Origin of the sequence: Corynebacterium provencense (genome assembly GCA_900049755.1) — a bacterium.
Lineage (GTDB): Bacteria > Actinomycetota > Actinomycetes > Mycobacteriales > Mycobacteriaceae > Corynebacterium > Corynebacterium neomassiliense.
This window is the reverse complement of the sequence record LT160593.1, coordinates 948910-970244: the sequence shown is the minus strand read 5'-3', so window position 1 is coordinate 970244 and position 21335 is coordinate 948910. Positions and strand designations below refer to the sequence as shown.

The window sequence follows — 21335 nt, the reverse complement described above, 5'->3', positions numbered from 1 at the left end:
GGAAGTTGCCGGGGCGCCGGGAGTGAGGGCGGGAATGCGGAATGTGGCGGGGACCCCACTGACACGCAAGGCACGGCACACTAGACTTGCCGACGGAAAACAACCGGCGGAAACAACCTGTTCCGTGAACGTCTAGGAGGTCCTGCGGGACTATGAAGCTGACCGAAGCAAACACCGACCGACTGCTCGCTCTCAAGGACGAGGTCACCGCGTCCTACGGGGAGCTGAAGGCCCGCAACCTCAGCCTGAACCTGACCCGTGGAAAGCCCTCCTCCGAACAGCTCGACCTGGGCGAGTCCCTGCTCGCACTACCCGGAGAAGGCGACCACACCCTTGCCGACGGCAGCGACGTCCGCAACTACGGCGGCGGCGACGGCATCCGGGAGATCCGGGAACTGTGGGCGGATGTCCTCGGTATTCCTGCGGACCTGGTCATCGCGGGAGACTCCTCCAGCCTGAACATCATGTTCGACCTCATCTCGTGGTCCCACACCTTCGGGAACAATGATTCGGACCGTCCCTGGTCGGCTGAGGAGAAGGTTCGCTGGATCTGCCCGGTTCCCGGCTACGACCGTCACTTCTCGATCACTGAGACGTTCGGCTACGAGATGGTCACCGTCCCGATGAACGAGGACGGACCTGACATGGACGCCGTCCGCGAACTGGTCAAGGACCCGCTGGTCAAGGGGATGTGGATTGTCCCGGTCTTCTCCAACCCGACCGGATTCACCGTGTCAGCGGAGGTCGCCCGCGAGCTGGCCGCGATGGAGACCGCAGCCCCCGACTTCCGTGTGGTCTGGGACAACGCCTACGCGGTCCACACCCTGACCGACGAGTTCCCGGAGATCCTGGACATCGTGGGCCTCGCCGCGGAGGAGGGGAACCCCAACCGGTTCTGGGCGATGTCCTCGACCTCGAAGATCACCCTGGCGGGAGCCGGAGTGGCTTTCCTCAACACCTCGGAGGAGAACCTGGCCTGGTACCGGCGGATCGCCGGGGTCCGTGGAATCGGGCCGAACAAGGTCAACCAGCTCGCCCACGTGCGGTACTTCGGGGACGCCGACGGTGTGCGTTCGGTCATGCGGAAGCACGCGGGGATCCTGGGCCCCAAGTTCCGTGCCGTCACCGAGATCCTGGAGCGCCGGCTCGGAGGCCTGGGAGTGGCCGAGTGGACCCGACCCGAAGGCGGCTACTTCATTTCTGTCGACGTCGTCGACGGAACAGCCCGCCGGGTGGTGGAACTGGCCAAGGACGCCGGGATCGCACTCACCGCGGCCGGCTCCGCATTCCCGCTGAAGAATGACCCGAACGACCGGAATCTGCGGCTCGCGCCGTCCCTGCCTCCGCAGGAGGAGGTCGAAGTCGCCATGGACGGTGTCGCCACCTGCATGCTTCTCGCTGCGGTGGAGGCTGCCGAAGCGGTCGGTGCTGCCGGGTCGGCTGCAGCACAGCCGGCGTCGAAGTAGGGTCCGGGCCGTGAACCTCCAGGAGACGACAGTCTGGGTGGGTGACCTCCTGCCCGCGCCGCCGCGGATAACGACACGGCGGGTGAACCAGGGGGTCCCGGAGTTCACGGTCGCTGATGTCGCGATATAGATGGGGATAAGAGACAGGCGCACAGGGGCTCTGCAGGGCAGGGGAGTGCGGGGGGGGGGAGGAGGAGGGCCCGGAAAACACGAGACAACGGGGGCCGGCCGGGGGCGGCCCCGGCAGGGAGAGCCGGGGCGGCCGGCGCCGGCGGACGCGCAGCCTGCGGAAACTGTCGCCGTCACCCTCGACGCGGCAAGGATCGACCCTGGTCTGGTCACGGACGACGGTTCCGACCTGCGGGTCGAGCTGATCACGGTGACGTCAGGGCATTCCCGCGCGGCCGCGGACCTGGTCACCGCCGCGGCGACGATGATCGCGCAGGATCCCCACCAGCGGCCGCCCCGGCCCGGGCTGATTCTCCCGGACCTGGGCTGGCACGTGGACGAGAAGATGACGGCGAAACACGGTCTGCTTGTCCCCCCGTTCCTGTGGGAGGACGGCGTCCCCCACGTCCACGAGGTGGATTTCGGGGGCCGTCACGGTGGGGGAGGCCACCATGACTGGACTCATCCGGGCCGGATGACGGTTGTCGCCCAGCTGGTGATGCTCACCGACGCGGAGTACGCCACGGCCACAGGGCAGGGGCTCGGTGCCGTTCAGCGGCAGTTGACCGAGGCGGAGGTCAACCTCAACGACGTCTGGCGGTGAGCCCGGCCCCGACGTGCCGGTGTCCAGGGGAGTGGTTCCGTGGGGGACCGGTTTCGTGGCTGCGGTCGGTGCGCGTCTGAGGTTCCGGTGCCCCTTGTACTCTGGTGCCCGTGGCTCTCTACAGGAAGTACCGGCCGGCGACTTTCGCCGAGGTGGTCGGGCAGGAACATGTGACCGTACCGCTGTGCACCTCGCTGGACAGCGGGAGGATCAACCACGCGTACCTGTTCTCCGGCCCGCGCGGCTGCGGCAAGACCTCCTCGGCGCGGATCCTGGCCCGCTCGCTGAACTGTGTCGAAGGGCCGACATCCACGCCCTGCGGGGTGTGTGACTCGTGCGTCGCCCTGGCTCCCGGCGGGCCGGGGACTCTTGACGTCACGGAGCTGGACGCTGCCACCCACAACGGTGTCGATGACATGCGTGAGCTCAGGGACAGGGCTTTCTATGCTCCGGCGGAGTCGAGGTACCGGGTCTTCATCATCGATGAGGCGCACATGATCTCCTCGGCGGGGTTCAATGCGCTCCTGAAGATCGTGGAGGAACCGCCGGAGCACCTCATCTTCATTTTCGCGACCACCGAGCCGGAGAAGCTTCTGCCGACGATCCGGTCGCGGACGCACAACTACCCGTTCCGTCTCCTCACACCCCCCACCATGCGGAGCCTTCTGGAGAAGATCTGCGGTGAAGAAGGTGTGGAGGTTGAGAACGCCGTGTACCCGCTGGTCATACGCGCCGGCGGGGGCTCTCCCCGTGACTCTCTCTCGGTCATGGACCAGCTTCTGGCGGGTGCGGGACCCGAAGGGGTGACCTATCGGAGAGCGGTTGCGCTGCTGGGCGTCACTGATTCTGCACTGATCGACCGGGCGGTCGATGCTCTCGCCGACTCTGACCAGGCGGGACTGTTCTCCGTGGTCAGCGATGTCATCGATGCTGGGCATGACCCGAGGAGGTTCGCGACCGATCTGCTCGACAGGTTCCGTGACCTGCTGGTCGTCCAGGCGGTTCCGGACGCATTCGATTCGGGCCTGGTGGACGCCCCGGCCGACCTGCGGGAGACTCTCACCCGCCAGGCCGAGGAACTGGGGACCGCGACATTGACCAGGTGCGCGACCCTCGTCAACGAGGGGCTGATGCAGATGCGCGGGGCAACCTCGCCCCGGCTGCTGCTGGAGATCCTCTGTGCACGGATGGCGTTGCCGGCTGCCGGGATGACTCTGGAGAACCTTGCCCAGCGGGTCGAGGCACTGGAGTCCGGGCAGCGTGCGCCCCAGCTGAACGACCGGGTCCCGGGTCCCGGTGACGGGGGCACCGCCGGCGGACCTGCACGCTACGTGCGCAAGTCTCGGCGCCGGCAGGACGAGGGTCAGGACGGCCGGGGCAGCGATGCCGTGGTGGTTCCTCCCACAGAGCCTGTGATGGCGTCCCCGACCCCTGAGGCCGCAGGGGAGGCGACTGCGGTCCGGTCTCCGGCTGCTGAACAGGATGCGAGCCCGGTTTCGGACTCCGTTCCGGACACGGCTCCGGGCCAGTCGCCGAACCAGTCTCTGGGCCAGGCTCCGGTGGAAGCTTCGGCCACCGGCGACCTTATGACGGAGGCAGAGCGCGCCAGGGAGATCATGCGCAGGAACCGGCGCCGGGCGGCAGAGGACGCTGCGCCGGTCCGGACTCCCGACGTGGCCCAGAATAAGGCCCAGAATGAGGCCCGCGATGAGGCACCGACTACGTCCCCTGCTGCCCCCTCGACTGAACCGGCCCCTGAACCGGCACCTGCCTCCGTGCCTGACCCGGCCCTGTCACCGTCTCAGGAGGCGGTGAACCGGTGGGCGGATGTTCTCGAAGCAGTGCGTGCCACTGACCTGAGTGCGTGGATCGCCGCCCGTGACGCCACCCCGTCACCGGGTGAACCCACCTCCGACGGGACAGCCGTCGTCGTGCTCCACCACCACACCGGGGCGCTCGCCAACTTCATCAACGACCCTGCCCACGCCGAAGCCTATGCTTCAGCGGCAGGCCAGGTCACGGGCTTCCCCGTCACAGTCCGGGCGGTCGTGGGTGGCCAGGTGAATCCGGGGCCGTCGGGTTCCGTGCCCAGGCAGGCTGCACCGCGGACCCCGGTTCCGGAGGCCCCCGGGGACGACGGCGAGCCCACTGATCCTGTGGAGCCGCCGGGAAAAGCTGAAGCGGCCGCCGCCGAAGGCGCGGAGCCGCATCAACCCGCACAGAGGGTGGCAGACCTGCCTCCGGCACAGGTCGGGGACCACGAAGCCGTGCGGACAGCTGCGGAAGATCCCGGCCTCGGCCGTTCCGGTAGTCACACACCGGAGTCCGCCCCCGTCGATCCGGTGTCCGTCGCGCTCGCCCGGGCACGGGGACATTCCCCGTTGGTCTCCGGGACCACCTCCCCGGCAGCTCAGGACACCGGCCGCTCTGAAAACTCCGGCCCTGAAACTGCGGGCCCTGAAACTGCGGGCCCGGTGTCGTCAGGCCCAGCGTCCGGGAGCCCGGCGTCCTCCGGGACTGTCCGGAAGGCGACGGCCACTGCGACGCCTGCCCTCACCGGCACGACGTCCGTGAGCGCTACCGCAGATCCCGGTGAAGGGCAGGAACTCACCGGGTGGAGAGCCCGCATGGCAAGAACCGGAAGGATGCGGACGGCGGCGCAGGAGGCCGCGGACAACGGCTTCAACGGTATCCCGCTTCCCGACGAACCGTCCGAACCTTGGGACGACGGTCCCGGTGCCCCGGCCCACGCCGATCCCGGTGCCGGTGGACCCGACCCTTACGACCAGCGTGCTGAGGCCGAGGAGGCCCTTGCACAGCTCGACGACAGGACGCCGGGACACCTGGACCACCGGTCCGCCCTGGAAATCGCGGGCGAACTGCTCGAGAAGCATCTCGGCGCAGAGCGGACCCGCTGACCCGGGTCGGTAGACTCGTCCCCTGAAAGAACCTCGAACGCGCCGGAAGACGACCGACACGACCACTGAAAGGACATACAGTGCCCCAGCCCGACATGAACCAGATCATGGCCCAGGCCCAGCAGATGCAGCAGAAGCTTCAGGAGGCCCAGGCTGAGATCGTGGCGTCCACGGTCGAAGGGTCCGCGGGCAACGGACTCGTGACCGTCACCATCACCGGAGCCGGTGAAGTCCAGAGCGTCACCATCGACCCGAAGGTCGTCGACCCTGAAGACGTCGACACTCTCCAGGACCTGCTGGTCGGCGCATTCCAGGCCGCCAACGACAACCTCCAGAAGCTCTCGCAGGAGAAGATGGGCCCGCTGTCCCAGGGCCTCGGCGGCTTCGGATTCTAGGGGAACCGCCTTGTACGAGGGTCCTCTCCAGGACGTCATCGACGAATTCTCCCGCCTGCCCGGGGTCGGGCCGAAAAGCGCGCAGAGAATCGCCTTCCACCTGCTCCAGGCCGATCCCCGGGACGTCGACCGGCTCGCCTCCGCCCTGAACCGGCTCCAGCAGGGGGTGCACTTCTGCCGGATCTGCAACAACATCTCCTCCGAGGACGTCTGCCGGATCTGTGCGGACTCCTCCCGTGACGCCACCACCGTGTGCGTCGTCGAGGAATCGAAGGACATCCAGGTCATCGAACGAACCGGGGAGTACAAGGGCCGCTACCACGTCCTCGGCGGTGCACTGGACCCGCTCAACGGCGTCGGTCCCAAGGAACTCAACGTCACCACCCTGGTCCAACGTATCGGAGGCAGGGTCGACGACGTGCCGTCCGCGGACGGGACCCTCCCTGAACCTCCGGTGATCGGGGAGGTCATCATCGCCACCGACCCGAACACGGAAGGGGAGGCCACGGCGTCCTACCTGGGACGCCTCCTGAAGGACTTTCCAGGCCTGACGGTGTCCCGGCTCGCATCAGGCATCCCCATGGGAGGAGACCTCGAGTTCGTCGACGAACTGACCCTCTCCAGGGCCTTCGAAGGACGCACGCCGGTGCGGTGACATCGGCCGTCCGACCTGCGCACCGATGCCTGTGAGGGCACACTGGACCATGTGAACACCTCCGGAACCACGAGCTGGCGCACGCTGCGCCGTACCGCCGATCTGCCGGAAGTGCCCTGGGCCAACGGCCGGGGCACGACGGTCGAACTCATATCACCCGACGAGAGTTCCCTTTTCTACAGCCGCAGCTTCCCGGTCGACGGCCGGTGGAGGCTGAGTGTGGCGTCCCTCGACGAGCCCGGGCCCTACTCCCGGCTGCCGGACAAGGACCGGGTCCACGTGCCGCTCGCCGGGATCGGACTGACAGTCGACGGTGAACTCCACACCATTCCCGCCTGCACACCGTTCACCTTCGACGGAGGTGCCCGCACCGAGCTGACCGTGCTTCCGGTGCCCACCAGGGCGGTGAACCTCGTCGTCGACCGGGACAGTCCCGCCGCCGGACGCCTTGACATCCGGGTTGTGGACGCCGGGACGCCGGTCCCGAACGCCCTGGCGGCGGTCGCCCTCGACGGCTCCGACGACCTGCTGGTCCCCTACGTCCCCGACGTGGGTGAGGTCCGGAAATCGGCTGCGGACACCCGGTTGGTGGCCGTAGTCTGGAAGCCATGGGCCTCATCAGGGACAGAGAAGTGACAGTTGACCGGTCGAAGACCCGGGCGGTGGTGTGGGCCACCGTCTTCGGAGGGGCGGGGGTCCTGCACTTCACGGCCCGCCGGTTCTACGACGCCATCGTGCCGGCACAGCTTCCGGGGCCCGCCAGGTACTGGACCTGGGGAAGCGCCGTGGCCGAGTTCGGGCTGGCCGCGGCGATCGCGTCGCCGGGGACGCGGGAGAAGGCGGCGGTCCCCGCCGCACTGTTCCTGGCAGGCGTGCTCCCGGCAAACGTGAAGATGGCACTGGACTGGCAGAGGGACCCGCGTAAGTCACCTCTGCTCCGCGCCGGCGGGTGGGTGCGCGTCGTCGGTCAGGTACCGATGATCATGTCGGTGCTGCGGTTGAGGGGGCAGGGCAGGTAGTCCGGACGGGGGTCCGGTGTGCAGGGGGGAGATCTGACGGGTGAACCCCGATTCATCGGTATGTTTTTAAACATGTCACGATACAGTGACGCAGATCACATTTGTGTGGTCTGACCACTCCGGGGAGGGGGTAGGACAGGTAACTCACAGACAAGTAGCCGGTTCGGCGGCAAAACCGCCATGGTCCTGCGACAGCGCCACTGACGAGGACCTCCCGTGAGGTGACCGGGACAGGTTGAACGGGGGGTGTTTTTGTTATGGCGACAGTAGGGACCGGTCGAGCACGGGCGGGGCACGCCTACCGTGTGTCCTCGTTCGCGTGGGAACCGTTCCCGCGCAGTTGATCCACGAACACGACAGGACAGACGATCCAAGATCCCTCTGTCTGCCCGAAAGGAGCCCGATGCCGTCCAGCATCCTCGTGGCGAACCGCGGCGAAATTGCCGCACGAGTCGTCCGGACCGCCCGTGACCTCGGCCTGCACTCAGTGGCCGTCTACTCCGACCAGGACATCGAGTCCCCGGCCGTGGTGCTGGCGGACGAGGCCTACGCACTGGAAGGCACCACCCTCCAGGAGACCTACCTCGACGTCAGCAAGATCATCGACATCGCGAAACGCGCCGGCGCCGATGCAGTGCACCCCGGCTACGGGTTCCTCTCCGAAGTGCCGGAGGCGGCCCGCGCCGTCGAGGACGCGGGCCTGACCTGGATCGGCCCCTCCGCCGACACCATCAGCCAGCTCGGCGACAAGATCAGCGCACGCCGGGTCGCTGTCGCGGCCGGCGTCTCCCCGGTCCCCGGAACCGTCGACCCCGTCTCCGACATGTCCGAGGTCGAGGCGTTCATCGCCGAACACGGTTTCCCCGTGGTACTCAAGCGGTCCGACGGTGGTGGAGGCCGTGGCATCGAGGTCATGCGGGACGAGAAGGACGTGAAAAACTTCGCCGCAGGTCATGCCATGGCGGGCGGCGACCTCGGCAAATTCTTCATCGAGAAGTTCATCACCTCCGGTCGGCACATCGAGACCCAGTGCATGAGGGACTCCCACGGGAACTTCGCGGTGGTCACCACCCGGGACTGTTCCGTGCAGCGACGCAACCAGAAAGTCATCGAGGAGGCACCTGCCCCCTTCCTCCCCGACGGGGCGGCAGACACCCTAACCCGCTGGTCGAAGGCACTGTTCGACCACACCGGCTACGTCGGACTGGGCACCTGCGAATTCATGCTCGCCGACGACGGTGAGCTGTACTTCCTGGAGGTCAACCCCCGACTGCAGGTCGAGCACACCGTCTCCGAGGAGGTCACCGGCCTCGATCTCGTCGAGGCGCAGATCACCGTCGCCGGCGGAGGCAGCATCCCCGAGGTCCCCGCGGTGCGGGGACATTCCATAGAACTCCGGTTGACCTCGGAGGACCCCGCCAACGACCTGGCCCCGGCCGCCGGCAAGATCAGTGAACTCACCTGGCCGGCAGGGCACGGGGTCCGCATCGAGACCGGTGTACGCCTCGGAGACACCGTCTCCCCTGAGTTCGACTCGATGATCGCGAAGCTCATCGTCACCGGGCCTACGCGCGAACGCGCGGTCGCCCGGGCCCGCCGCGCGCTCGGCGAACTGGAGATCAAGGGCATCGCCACCGTCACCCCGCTGCTCGACCTGGTCCTGGCGCACCCGGACTTCGACGCCACCAACGACCACGGTGACCTGCAGGTACGGACACGGTGGCTCGAGACGAAGTTCATCCCGGAACTCACCGAACAGGAGTGGGCGAAGCTCGGGAAGAAGGCCGACGGTACAGAATCGGGCACAACTTCCTCCGGAGACGGCGTCGGCGGCGCCATCGCCGAAGCACTGCGCACCTTCACCGCCCAGATCGACGGACGCCGCCACCGGATCACCCTGCCCGAAGGACTCGCCTCCCTGGCCGGATTCAGCGCGATGATGCACTCCGGTCTCGACACACTGGGAGACTCGCTCGGGGAACTGGGCAACACCGCACGCCGTCGCGTCCAGCCCCTGCGCGGATCCCGTCGCAGGAAGAACCGTGACTCCCAGAACAACCCGGCCGCAGGGGAGGGCCTCACCGCAGAGGGGGCACTGCTTGCACCGATGCAGGCCATCGTCGTACGCACCGGAGCCGAGCCCGGGTCCCACGTCAACGAAGGGGATGTCGTCATCGTCCTCGAAGCCATGAAAATGGAGAAGTACATCCACGCTCCCGCGTCAGGCGTCCTCACCTCCATCGACGTCGAGATCGGGCAGAACGTCCCGGCCGGCACCCCTCTGCTGCACATAGACACCGCGGCAGAGGCCACCAGCGACACCACCGAGGAGGCGTAGATGACCACCGCACAGCGAACCCCCGTCGACTACACCGCACTGGCCGCCGCCGCCGACGAGAAAGCGAAGAAGTTCCAGCACGCGAAAGGCAAGCTCACCGCCCGCGAGCGCATCGAACTGCTCTGCGACGAAGGCTCCTTCGTCGAGCACGGCCGTTTCTTCGGCGGCGACCCCGCCGCAGGCTTCCTCGGATCCGCCGTCGCCACCGGTTTCGGCACCGTGGGAGGACGCCCCGTCGCCGTCTACTCCCAGGACTTCTCCGTCCGCGGAGGCACCCTCGGCAAAGTCGAGGGGGAGAAGATCACCGACCTCATCGAACGCGCAGTCCAGCAGGGTGTGCCCTGCTTCGCACTCCTGGACTCCGGCGGGGCCCGCATCCAGGAAGGCGTCGGTGGACTGTCCATGTACGGACGCATCTTCCGCGCCTCCTGCCGCGCCTCCGGCTTCATCCCGCAGATCTCCCTCATCCTCGGACCCTGTGCCGGCGGAGCCGTGTACTCGCCGGCCATGACCGACTTCGTCATCATGACCCGGGAGAACGCCCACATGTTCGTCACCGGCCCCGACGTCGTCCGTGCGGTCACCGGTGAGGAGATCAGCCTCGACGACCTCGGTGGCGCGGAAATGCACAACAGCGTCTCCGGTGTGGCGCACTACCTCGCCGAGGACGAGGAGGACGCCATCGACTACGCCCGCAGCCTGCTGGACTACCTTCCCCAGAACTGCAACGACGAGCAGGCCTGCTACGCGTACACGGCCACACCCGAGGACGTCGAGTCCGCGATGGGGGTGGGGGACATCATCCCCGACGACCCACGTATGCCCTACGACGTCGTGGAGGTCATCGAGGCGCTCGTCGACCACGGCGAGTTCGTGGAGGTCCAGGAGCACTGGGCGAAATCGATCGTGATCGGTTTCGCCTGCATCGAGGGCCGACCCGTCGGCGTCGTCGCCAACCAGCCGATGCACAATGCGGGCACCCTCGACGTCGAAGCCTCCGAGAAGGCAGCACGTTTCGTACGCTGCTGTGACGCCTTCGGACTCCCCGTCATCACACTCGTCGACGTCCCCGGCTACCTTCCCGGAGCCGAACAGGAGCGCGCAGGGATCATCCGCCGGGGTGCGAAGGTCATCTACGCCTACGGCAACGCCACGGTCCCGATGATCACCGTCATCACCCGCAAATCCTACGGCGGTGCCTACATCGTCATGGGTTCGAAGGGCATCGGCGCGGACTACGCCTACGCCTGGCCCAGGGCGGAGATCGCGGTGATGGGTGCCGACGGCGCGGTCAACATCCTCAACCGCCGGGACATCGCCGCCGCCCCCGAAGAGGAGCGCGTCGATGTCGCCCGGAAGCTCGCCGACGACTACACGGCAGAGAACATCAACCCGAACTTCTCGGTGGAGACCGGCGAGCTCGACGGCATCGTCCAGCCGATCGACACCCGCGACACCATCGCCGCGGCACTGCGGGCACTGCGCACCAAGCACCGCGACCTCAACCGGTTCAAGTTCCACTCCAACGGGCCCCTGTGACGGGACCCGTCACCACAACAGACAATCCCCCGTCACTGACCCTCTGAAAAGGACATCATGACCCACACCAGCTTCCTCTCCCGGCTCAACTCCGAGTCCGAGGAGAAGGTCACCCTGCTCTTCGGCGGCCAGGCCACCCCGTGGCGCGCCGGACTGACCGCCGTCTCCGAGGACCCCGCCCTCGCCGACACCGTCAGGGCCGTCCTGGCGGAATCCGACACAATCCTCGCCCCCGTCGCAGCCCGGCTGACCGCCGCGACCGCCGGTGCCCTCACCCTCGAACGGCTCATCGGCGACGGTGCCGGGGGACCGGTCCCCGCCGCCCTCTCCGTACCGGGTATCGCACTCACCCAGCTCGGACAGGTCGTCGCCCTCAAGAACGCCGGCTACGACGCCGTGGCAGCCGTCGCAGAAGGCAGGGCCACCGCCCTCGGCCACTCCCAGGGCGTCCTCGGTGCCGCCCTGGTCGACAGTCGGGCAGGAGAATCCGCCGGAGACAACGGACACGCCGCACGAATCATCGCCGTCGCCAGGCTCATCGGGGCAGCAGCCTCACGTGCCACCCGTGCCCTCGGAGTGTCCGCAGGTGAAGCCACCCCCATGCTCTCGGTGCGTGGACTCGACCGCGCCACCCTCGACGCCGCACTCGCCGAAGTGGCGGAAGCCGCCGGAGGCGTCGGCACCGGAGCCCGGATCGCGATCCGCAACGGCCACCGCCGGTTCATCCTCTCCGGCACTCCCGAGGACCTCGGCGTCGTCGAGAAGACCATCGCCGTCCTCGCGGAGAAGGACGCCGCGGAGCTCGCGGCGAAGACCCGTGGCGGGGCACCTCTGTCCCCTGTCACCGAGTACCTCGACGTCACCGTGCCCTTCCACCACGAGATGATGGAACCGGCCGTCGCCCAGGCCGTCGAATGGGCGGAGAAATGCGGCCTCACCGGTGCCGGTGACCTGGCCCGTGCCGTGCTCACCGACCACGTCGACTGGGTCGACGGAATCACCGGTTCCCTGGCGTCCGGCACATCCTGGTTCCTCGACCTCGGCCCCGGTGACACGGTCACCAGAATCTCCGCAGGCCTGGTGGAAGGCTCCGGTGCCGGACTCGTTCGCGCCGGCACCCTGAACGACATCGACACCCTGGCAGCTCCCGGGGAGGACCCTGCGCGGACCGTCGACTGGTCCCGGTTCGCACCCCGGCTGCTCGACCTTCCCACCGGGCGCACCGTCGAGACGAAGTTCACCCGGCTGACCGGGCGGTCCCCGATCCTCCTGGCCGGGATGACACCGACCACCGTGGACCCCGAGATCGTCGCCGCCGCGGCCAACGCCGGATACTGGGCGGAGATGGCAGGCGGCGGGCAGGTGACCGCCGAAGTCTTCGACAAGAACCTGACCAAACTCAAGGGCCTGCTCGACCCGGGCCGGGCCGTCCAGTTCAACGCCATGTTCATGGACCGCTACCTCTGGAACCTGCACTTCGGTACCCAGAGGGTCGTGTCCAGGGCCCGGGAATCGGGCGCCCCGTTCGACGGCGTGGTCATCTCCGCAGGTATCCCCGAACCGGACGAAGCCCCTGAGGTCATCGGAGCGCTCCGAAGGTCAGGATTCTCCTACATCGCCTTCAAACCCGGCACCGTCGCGCAGATCCGCGCCGGACTGGCGATCGCCCGCCAGATCGAGGACACCGGCACCAGCATCATCCTCCAGGTCGAGGACGGTCACGCCGGCGGCCACCACTCCTGGGAGAACCTCGACGACCTGCTCACCGCCACCTACGCGGAGATCCGCCGGCAGCCCAACGTGGTGCTCTGTGTCGGCGGCGGCATCGGTACCCCCGAGAGGGCGGCAGACTACCTCACAGGCGGATGGTCCGAAGCACTCGGACTGCCCGCAATGCCGGTCGACGGCGTCCTCGTCGGCACCGCCGCCATGACCGCCAAGGAGGCCAAGACCACCCCGGAGATCAAGCAGCTCCTCGTCGACACGCCTGGTGTCGCCGACAGTACCGGGTCCGCGGCGACCGCCCCCAACGGCGGCTGGATCGCCCCGGGCCACACGGCCGGGGGTTCCACCTCAGGCCTGTCCCACCTGCGTGCCGACATCCACGAGATCGACAACTCCGCCGCGAAGTGCATGCGCCTGATCCAGGAGATCGGGTCCAACCTCGAGGCCGTCAACGCCCGCCGCGACGAGATCATCGCAGCCCTGAACAAGACCGCCAAGCCCTACTTCGGCGAACTCGAGGAGATGACCTACGCACAGGTCGTCCGCCGTTTCGCGGAACTGTCATTCCCCTGGGTCGACCCGTCCTGGCTGTCCCGCTTCCACCTGCTGCTGCAGCGTGTCGAGGCGCGGCTGTCCGACGTCGACCACGGCGAGGTCGTGACCCTGTTCCCGACTGAACAGGACGCCGCCGACCCGGACAAGGCCGTCAAGGCACTCGTGGCGGCGTACCCCGCCGCCGAGACCGACACCCTCACCCCGCTCGACACCGCCTGGTTCCTCGTCCTGTGCAGGAAGTTCCCGAAGCCGGTGGGCTTCGTCCCCGCCATCGACGAGGACCTCCTCGCCTGGTGGGGCAAGGACTGCCTGTGGCAGTCGCAGGATTCGCGCTACACCGCCGACCAGTGCCGGATCATTCCCGGCCCGGTGTCCGTCTCCGGGATCACCACGGTCGACGAACCCGTCGCCTCCATCCTGGGCCGCTTCGAGGCGGCCTGCCGGGACCGCATCACCGGTGACTCGACGACCACGGGACGCCACGCCCTCGACGATGCCCCCGCCGAGGTCACCAGAGCATGGTCGCGGATCTCCGACGCCGACGACGTGGCGTCCTTCCTGAAATCCGCCCCGTACATCTCCTGGACCGGGCACCTCATGGACAACCCGGCCCACATCATCGACGAGGACCGCTACGAGCTCATCGTCACCGACGACGGAACCGGTGAGGGCTCCGACGGCACCGTCAAGGTCACCGTCGACCTCCATCTCGACACCTTCTGGGACGGGACCGCCGCCGGAGAAGGGGACTCTGAGGTCCACGCCGTCCGCCGCCTGCCCGTCCCCCTGATCCTCACCGACGCCGTGACCACCGGTGCACTGCCCGTCGTCGACGAGGAGAAGCTCCCTGAGACCATGTACGGGCTCCTCGCCGGCACTGCCGGTGTCGGCAATGTGTCCGTCACCGGTGACAGCATCGAGCACATGCCGGTGAAGAACGAGGGCTCGGAAACCGACGGGACCCCCTTCGGTACCTTCGACTACGTCTTCCACCTCACCCCGACCCTCGGCGCCGAGCACGCCGGCGTCACCGGGGCAGCCCTGCCCGACCTGTCTACGACAGGGTCGGGTTCCCGCTCCGACGAGCGGGCCACCATCGTCCCCGACGCCCTGCTGGGCACCTGTTGGCCGGCGATCTACGCGGCCCTGGGTTCCGCCACCGTCGATGACTATCCCGTGATCGAGGGACTGCTCAATGCCGTCCACCTCGACCACTCCGTCGCCCTCGAAGTTCCCGCCGAGGAACTGCAGGCCCGCGCGGCAGACGCGGTCGCAGCAGGAGGCCGCGGACTGGCCGTCACCGTGACCAGCTGGGCCGCGGGAATCGAGGAGTCCTCTTCAGGGCGGGTCGTCACCGTCCACCATGACATGCGCGACTCCGACGGGACACTGCTCGGCCGGCAGACGGAACGGTTCGCCATCCGGGGCCGTGCCTTCGGCACGACACCTCCGGCCGACCCCGCTCCCGCCGGAGGAATCGACCGGGAGATCACCGACACCCCGCGCTCGACCCTGCTGCGTACCCGTGTCAACGCCCCGCAGGAGATGACCCCGTTCGCCTGGGTCTCCGGGGACTTCAACCCGATCCACACCAGCCATGTCGCCGCCCGCGTCGCAGGCCTGCAGGCCCCTCTCGTCCACGGCATGTGGCTGTCCGCCACCGCCCAGCACGCCGCCTCCGCCGCCGGAACCGGACACCGGATCCTCGGCTGGACCTACCGCATGTTCGGCCTCGTCCAGCTGGGCGACCCGGTGGACATCCAGGTCGAACGTGTCGGCAGGGTCGCCGGTGGCGGCCTCCTCCTCGACGTCACCTGCCGGATCGGCGACGAACTCGTGTCCCAGGGCACAGCTGTCACCGCCGCCCCCGTCACCGCCTACGTCTACCCGGGCCAGGGCATCCAGGCCAAGGGAATGGGCCTTGACGAACGCGCCGCCTCGAAGGCGGCCGCCGACGTCTGGGACCGTGCCGACCGGCACACCCGGGAAGCCCTCGGTTTCTCCATCCTCACCGTCGTACGGGACAACCCGACCGACCTCACCGCCAACGGGGTGACCTACCACCATCCTGACGGTGTCCTGTACCTCACCCAGTTCACCCAGGTCGCCCTGGCGACCCTGGCCCTGGCACAGACGGCACGGCTGAGGGAGGCCGGCGCCCTGGTGGCGGACGCCTACTACGCCGGACACTCCCTCGGCGAGTACACCGCCCTGTCCGCCTACGCCGGGACCATCGACCTGGAGACTGTCCTGGAGGTCGTCTTCCACCGCGGTTCCACCATGCACCACCTCATCCCGCGCGACAGCGCGGGGCGCTCCAACTACCGCATGGGTGCCCTGCGGCCGAACCAGTTCGGCATCGACGACGACCACGTCGTCGAATACGTCGAGTCTGTCGCCCGGGCCTCCGGCGAGTTCCTGGAGATCGTGAACTTCAACCTCGCGGGCGAGCAGTACTCCGTCGCCGGCACCGTCGCAGGACTGAAGGCACTCGAAGCCGACGCCGCCCGACGTACCGCAGAACACGGTGGTCGTGGCTCCTTCATGCTGGTCCCCGGCATCGACGTGCCCTTCCACTCCCGTGTCCTGCACCCGGGAGTCCCCGACTTCCGGGAGAAGCTCGACGACCTGCTGCCGGAACTCATCAACTACCCGATCCTCGAGGGACGTTACATCCCGAACCTCGTGGCCCGGCCTTTCGAACTCACCGAGGACTTCGTCCGCTCCATCCTCGACGTCGTCCCCTCCGAACCTGCCCGTGACCTGCTCGACAACTGGGACGCCGCGGTCGCCGACGACGCCGCCCGGGCGAAGACCGCCCGCACCCTGTTCATCGAGCTGCTGTGCTGGCAGTTCGCGTCCCCGGTCCGCTGGATCGAGACCCAGGACCTCCTCTTCGCCCCCGACCGCCTCGACATCGACGAAGTCGTCGAGATCGGTCTCGGAGCTTCACCGACCCTGGCCAACCTGGCCACCAAGACCCTGAAGCTGCCGCGCTTCTCCGCCGCAGACGTCGCCGTGCGCAACGTCCAGCGTGACGAGAAGCTCGTCTACCACACTGACCAGCAGACCATCGACGCGCCGGCATACCCGGAGGAGCCGACAGCCGGCCGGGAACCCGTCGGAGACCCCGTGCTCGCCGCGGCTGAACCGTCCCCGGCAGCTCCCTCGGAGTCGGCACCGGAACCGTTGCCCGCCCCGGTCACGCAGGCCGCCGACCTGCCGACGGCCCCGGCCGCCCCTGCAGGCGCGGTCGAACGTCCCGCAGACCTGCCCTACCGGGCCTCCGACGCGATCCGCACTCTTCTGGCGTACGCGAACAAGCTGCGCCCGGACCAGATCGGCGGGGCAGACACCACGGGAACCCTGACCAACGGTGTGTCCAGCAGGCTCAACCAGCTGCTCATGGACATCTCCGCTGAGCTGGGTCTGTCCAGTGTCGAAGGTGCCGCCGAAGCTGACGTGGACACCCTCTCCGCGACCGTGGACGCCGCGGCACACAACTACAGTGCCTTCGGCCCCGTCCTCAGCGAAGCGGTGAAGGACCGTCTGCGCAAGCTCTTCGGAGCCGCAGGTGCCAAGGTCTCCACCGTGGAGGAACGCCTCACCGGAACCTGGGAGCTCGGCCCCGGCTGGGTCGACCACACCATCGCACAGATCCTCCTCGGATCCAGGGAAGGGGCGTCCTCCCGTGGCGGGGACCTCGCGACCCTGCCCACCTCCGCCACCACGATGAACGACGTCAACGCCATCATCGACGAGGCCGTGACCCAGGTCGGCACGGCCCACGGTATCCCGGTGGCCAAGCCCTCCGCCGGCGGTTCCGCAGGAGGCGGGACCGTGGACTCCGCCGCACTCGACGCCTTCGCCGCCGAGGTCACCGGTGAGGAAGGCGTCCTGGCCACCACCGCCCGACACATCCTCGACGCCCTCGGCATCGACGTCCCCACCTCCGCACCACTGTCCGACCCTGACGCAGACGAGACGGCCGCCGTCCTGGAGGCGGTCTCCGCCGAACTCGGTGCCAACTGGCCGTCCACTGTCGCCCCGGTCTTCGACGCCCGCCGGGCCGTGCTCGTCGATGACCGTTGGGCCACCGCCCGCGAGGACATCGCCAGACTGGCCAACGGTGAGGAACTCGCCGACACGGTGACCTTCCGCGGCACCGGTGAGACCGTGGCCGTCCACGCAGGCTACCGGGCAGACGCCGCAGACAGGAACGGGGACACCGACCTCGCCGCCCGCTTCCGCGCGATCGCGGAGGAGGCACGCTCCACCGACACCGGCAGGTTCGCGGGCAAGGTCGCCGTCGTCACCGGCGTCACCCCCGCCTCCATCGCCGGGGGAGTGGTCGGCGACCTGCTCAGCGAGGGCGCGACCGTGGTCATGACCGCCTCCCGCATCAGTTCGGCACGGCTGGAGTTCGTCAAGAAGCTCTACCGTGAGCATGCCACCGCGTCCGCCGCCGTCTGGCTGGTCCCGGCGAACCTCTCCTCCTACCGTGACATTGACGCCCTGGTGGAGTGGATCGGCTCCGAGCAGACCGAGACCGTCGGCTCCGACCAGAAACTCGTCAAACCTGCCCTGGTGCCCGACCTCTTCCTCCCCTTCGCCGCCCCGACCGTCTCCGGGACCGTCGAGGACGCCGGGAGCGACGCCGAGATCCAGGCCCGACTGCTGCTGTGGAGTGTCGAACGGTCCTTCACCGCCCTGTCCCGCATCGGACACGACGCTGACCTGGCGCACCGCCTGCATGTCATCCTGCCGGGTTCGCCCAACCGCGGAACCTTCGGCGGCGACGGTGCCTACGGTGAGGTGAAGGCCGCCTTCGACGCCGTCTGCAACAAGTGGTTCAACGAGCCCTGGGGTCAGCGTGTCACCATCGCCCACCCCCGGATCGGCTGGGTCTCGGGTACCGGACTCATGGGCGGCAACGACCCGCTGGTCGACGCCGCGGTCGAGGCAGGTGTCCACGTGTGGACGCCGGCGGAGATTGCCGGGGAACTGCTCGCCCTGTGCTCCGACGAGGTCCGCACCCGCGCCCTCGACGGCCCGGTCGACGCCGACCTCACCGGAGGCCTCGGGAAGATCAACCTTGTGGAACTCCGGGAGAAGGCGCTCGCCGACGCCGCCCGCGACGCACAGGACACCGGCGACGAAACCCCCGCCAGCGCCACCGTCGACGCCCTGCCGTCCCCGGTCCGGGTCCGTCAGCCTGTCGGAGCCGACCATGCCGCCACCGACGACAACTGGGGCGAAGTCACCCGCAGTCTCGAGGACATGGTGGTCGTCGTCGGTCTCGGCGAAGTCAGCGCCTGGGGTTCCGGACGCACCCGCTTCGAAGCCGAACTGGGTATCAGGGCCGACGGTTCGGTGGACCTCTCCGCCGCCGGCGTCCTCGAACTTGCCTGGATGACCGGGCTTCTGACCTGGAACGACACTCCCGTCGCCGGATGGTACGACGTCGAGGGCAACATCGTCCCGGAGGAGGAGATCTACACCCGCTACCGGGACGAGGTCGTGGCGCGGGCAGGAGTCCGCACCTTCGTCGACGACGTCGCCGTCGACGACCTCCACACCCCCCAGGCCGTGGAGATCTTCCTCGACCACGAGGTGACCTTCACCGTGGACACCGCCGAAGACGCGGCGTCCTTCGTCGACAACGACCCGGCGTTCACCCGGGCCAACCATGACCCGGAGACCGGCGAATGGTCCGTCACCCGCCTTCCGGGTGCACGTGCCAGGGTGCCGCGCCGTGCCACGCTGGCCCGCAAGGTCGGAGGCCAGTTCCCCACCGACTTCGATCCCGCACGCTGGGGGATCCCGGCGTCCATGATCGAATCCGTGGACCGGATCGCGGTGTGGAACCTGGTCACCGCGGTGGACGCCTACCTCTCCGCAGGCTTCACACCAGCAGAGATCCTGCAGGCCGTGCACCCCTCGGACGTGGCCATGACCCAGGGCACCGGATTCGGCGGCATGACCTCGATGCGGAAACTCTTCGTCGACAGGTTCCTTGAGGAGGACATCCCCTCGGACATCCTCCAGGAGACCCTGCCCAACGTGGTCGCCGCGCACACCATGCAGTCCTACATCGGCGGCTATGGTGCGATGATCCACCCGGTCGGGGCCTGCGCCACCGCCGCGGTATCCGTGGAGGAGGGCGTGGACAAGATCATGCTCGGCAAGGCGGACTTCGTCGTCGCAGGAGCGACCGACGACATCTCCGTCGAATCCGTCACCGGGTTCGCCAACATGAACGCGACCGCGGACTCCGACAAGATGGCGGCCAAGGGCATCAACGAGCGCTTCTACTCCCGGGCCAACGACCGCCGCCGCGGCGGCTTCGTCGAGGCCCAGGGCGGTGGAACGATCCTGCTGGCACGCGGTTCCGTCGCCGTCGAGATGGGTCTGCCGGTCCAGTCGGTGGTCGGCTTCGCGGCGTCCTACGCCGACGGTGCGCACACCTCGATCCCCGCTCCGGGGCAGGGTGCCCTGGCCGCGGGCAGGGGAGGGAAGAACTCCCGGTTGGCACGTGACCTGGCGTCGCTGGGAGTCACGGCGGATGACATCGCCGTGGTCTCCAAGCACGACACCTCCACCAACGCCAACGACCCGAACGAGTCGAAGCTGCACACCCGGCTGGCCCGCGCGCTGGGCCGTACGCAGGGCAACCCCCTCTACGTGGTGTCGCAGAAGACCCTCACCGGACACGCCAAGGGTGGTGCAGCTGTCTTCCAGACGGCCGGACTGAACGACATGTTCCGGACCTCGACCATCCCGGCGAACCGTTCGCTGGACTGCGTCGACCCGGAGATGGCGTCCTCCCCGGACCTGGTGTGGCTGCGGGAACCCCTGAAGCTGTCCCGGACGGTCAAGGCCGGACTGCTCACCTCGCTGGGCTTCGGTCACGTCTCCGCCCTGCTTGCGCTGGTGCACCCGGAGGCCTTCCGGATCGCCGTCGAACAGCAGCTCGGTGCCGACGCCGCCGAACAGTGGGTGGCGCGGGCCTCTGAACGGCTGCGGGCCGGTGTCCGCCGCCGTGAGGCCGGGATGCTCGGACACAAGGCACTCTTCGAGGAGATCGACCACCGTCGCTTCGCCGAGGACGCCGACATCGACGAGGTCGAGCCGGCCATGCTGCTCGACCCGGCCGCCCGCGCCGGAGAGGACGGACTGTTCCGGTGAGTGACCCGGTGAACGGGGTGCGCCCCGCATCCTCCCCGGAGAGTGCGCAGGTGAGCGCGCGCGGCAGGAAGGAGCCGGTGGATCCGGCGCCGACCAGGCCGTTCGTGCTGGGCATCGGTGTCGATGTGGTCGACATCCCCTCGTTCGCCGAGCAGCTCGACCAGCCCGGCTCGACGTTCGCCCGGTCCTTCACCGGGGCGGAGCGTCGGGAGTGCGCTCGTCTGGCGAAGACCAGCGGGAATCTCGCGCAGCACCTCGCGGCCCGGTGGGCGGCGAAGGAGGCCTTCTACAAGGCCTGGACGCTGGCCGACGCCGGAGACGAGATTCCGGGCGCACAGATGGACTGGTCGCAGATCGAGGTGGTCAAGGACCGCTGGGGTCGGCCGTACATCCGGCTGGCGCCGGTGCTGGAGGCCCGGGTGAACGGCGCGCTGACCGCCCGGTTCGGTGGTGCCGACGGTTCCGGTCACGCGGTGTGGCAGCTGAGCCTGTCGCATGACGGGCCTGTCGCCCAGGCGTTCGTGGTCGGGGAGTGGTACCCGGCGTAACCGCCGTGGCGGTCCGTCACCGTGGTCCGCCGTCGACACTTGCACTGAGTTGACCCGGCCCGGTCGTCCCCGTTCCCCGGGGACGACCGGGCCGGGTCAACTCGTTTTGTCCCAGGCCGGGTCCTGTCCGCATCCCGTGACCGGAGGACGGTGGAGAGGGGGCTCCACCGTCCTCCGGTCACGGAACACGGGCATTCGTCGTCCGGGGACCGGCTGG

At 68.5% G+C, this 21335-nt stretch carries 11 protein-coding genes; all 11 read left to right on the top strand.

The window, feature by feature from the left end; genetic code table 11:
* Positions 1 to 152 precede the first annotated feature (152 nt).
* On the top strand, positions 153 to 1466 hold the full coding sequence (locus BN3906_RS10775) for an aspartate aminotransferase type Ic (RefSeq protein ID WP_066588175.1): 1314 nt from the start codon (positions 153 to 155) through the stop codon (positions 1464 to 1466).
* Positions 1467 to 1596: 130 nt separating this feature from the next.
* Positions 1597 to 2238 (top strand): hypothetical protein, encoded by a 642-nt coding sequence (locus BN3906_RS10770; RefSeq protein ID WP_261796974.1) that lies wholly within the window; start codon positions 1597 to 1599, stop codon positions 2236 to 2238.
* A 110-nt stretch (positions 2239 to 2348) separates the two neighbouring features.
* Positions 2349 to 5156 carry a DNA polymerase III subunit gamma and tau gene (locus BN3906_RS10765; RefSeq protein ID WP_066589841.1) on the top strand — a complete coding sequence of 936 codons (2808 nt, stop codon included), beginning with the start codon at positions 2349 to 2351 and terminating at the stop codon, positions 5154 to 5156.
* A gap of 80 nt (positions 5157 to 5236) precedes the next feature.
* Positions 5237 to 5551 (top strand): YbaB/EbfC family nucleoid-associated protein, encoded by a 315-nt coding sequence (locus BN3906_RS10760; RefSeq protein WP_066588170.1) that lies wholly within the window; start codon positions 5237 to 5239, stop codon positions 5549 to 5551.
* A 10-nt stretch (positions 5552 to 5561) separates the two neighbouring features.
* Positions 5562 to 6206: a recombination mediator RecR gene (gene recR, locus BN3906_RS10755; RefSeq protein WP_066588167.1), complete on the top strand. Its 645-nt coding sequence runs from the start codon at positions 5562 to 5564 to the stop codon at positions 6204 to 6206.
* Between the two features lie 51 nt (positions 6207 to 6257).
* The gene (locus BN3906_RS10750; RefSeq protein ID WP_261796973.1) at positions 6258 to 6842 is read left to right on the top strand and encodes a HutD family protein; all 585 of its coding nucleotides are present in this window, start codon (positions 6258 to 6260) and stop codon (positions 6840 to 6842) included.
* Positions 6815 to 7225 carry a DoxX family protein gene (locus BN3906_RS10745; RefSeq protein WP_078057371.1) on the top strand — a complete coding sequence of 137 codons (411 nt, stop codon included), beginning with the start codon at positions 6815 to 6817 and terminating at the stop codon, positions 7223 to 7225. The genes BN3906_RS10750 and BN3906_RS10745 overlap by 28 nt, the downstream gene beginning before the upstream one ends.
* Positions 7226 to 7628: 403 nt before the next feature.
* Positions 7629 to 9563, top strand: coding sequence for an acetyl/propionyl/methylcrotonyl-CoA carboxylase subunit alpha (locus BN3906_RS10740; protein WP_066588157.1), 1935 nt, complete (start codon positions 7629 to 7631; stop codon positions 9561 to 9563).
* Complete coding sequence (locus BN3906_RS10735) at positions 9564 to 11102, top strand: acyl-CoA carboxylase subunit beta (protein WP_066588153.1); 1539 nt, start codon at positions 9564 to 9566, stop codon at positions 11100 to 11102.
* Between the two features lie 57 nt (positions 11103 to 11159).
* On the top strand, positions 11160 to 20570 hold the full coding sequence (locus BN3906_RS10730) for a type I polyketide synthase (protein ID WP_066588151.1): 9411 nt from the start codon (positions 11160 to 11162) through the stop codon (positions 20568 to 20570).
* Positions 20567 to 21118: a holo-ACP synthase AcpS gene (acpS, locus tag BN3906_RS10725; protein ID WP_261796972.1), complete on the top strand. Its 552-nt coding sequence runs from the start codon at positions 20567 to 20569 to the stop codon at positions 21116 to 21118. The genes BN3906_RS10730 and acpS overlap by 4 nt, the downstream gene beginning before the upstream one ends.
* The last annotated feature ends 217 nt before the right edge of the window (positions 21119 to 21335 follow it).

What these genes read in the sequence shown, in the direction of transcription:
- BN3906_RS10775 (WP_066588175.1), top strand. Translation starts at nt 153, where the DNA reads ATGAAGCTGACCGAAGCAAACACCGACCGACTGCTCGCTCTCAAGGAC.
- BN3906_RS10770 (WP_261796974.1), top strand. Translation starts at nt 1,597, where the DNA reads ATGGGGATAAGAGACAGGCGCACAGGGGCTCTGCAGGGCAGGGGAGTG.
- BN3906_RS10745 (WP_078057371.1), top strand. Translation starts at nt 6,815, where the DNA reads ATGGGCCTCATCAGGGACAGAGAAGTGACAGTTGACCGGTCGAAGACC.
- BN3906_RS10740 (WP_066588157.1), top strand. Translation starts at nt 7,629, where the DNA reads ATGCCGTCCAGCATCCTCGTGGCGAACCGCGGCGAAATTGCCGCACGA.
- BN3906_RS10735 (WP_066588153.1), top strand. Translation starts at nt 9,564, where the DNA reads ATGACCACCGCACAGCGAACCCCCGTCGACTACACCGCACTGGCCGCC.
- BN3906_RS10730 (WP_066588151.1), top strand. Translation starts at nt 11,160, where the DNA reads ATGACCCACACCAGCTTCCTCTCCCGGCTCAACTCCGAGTCCGAGGAG.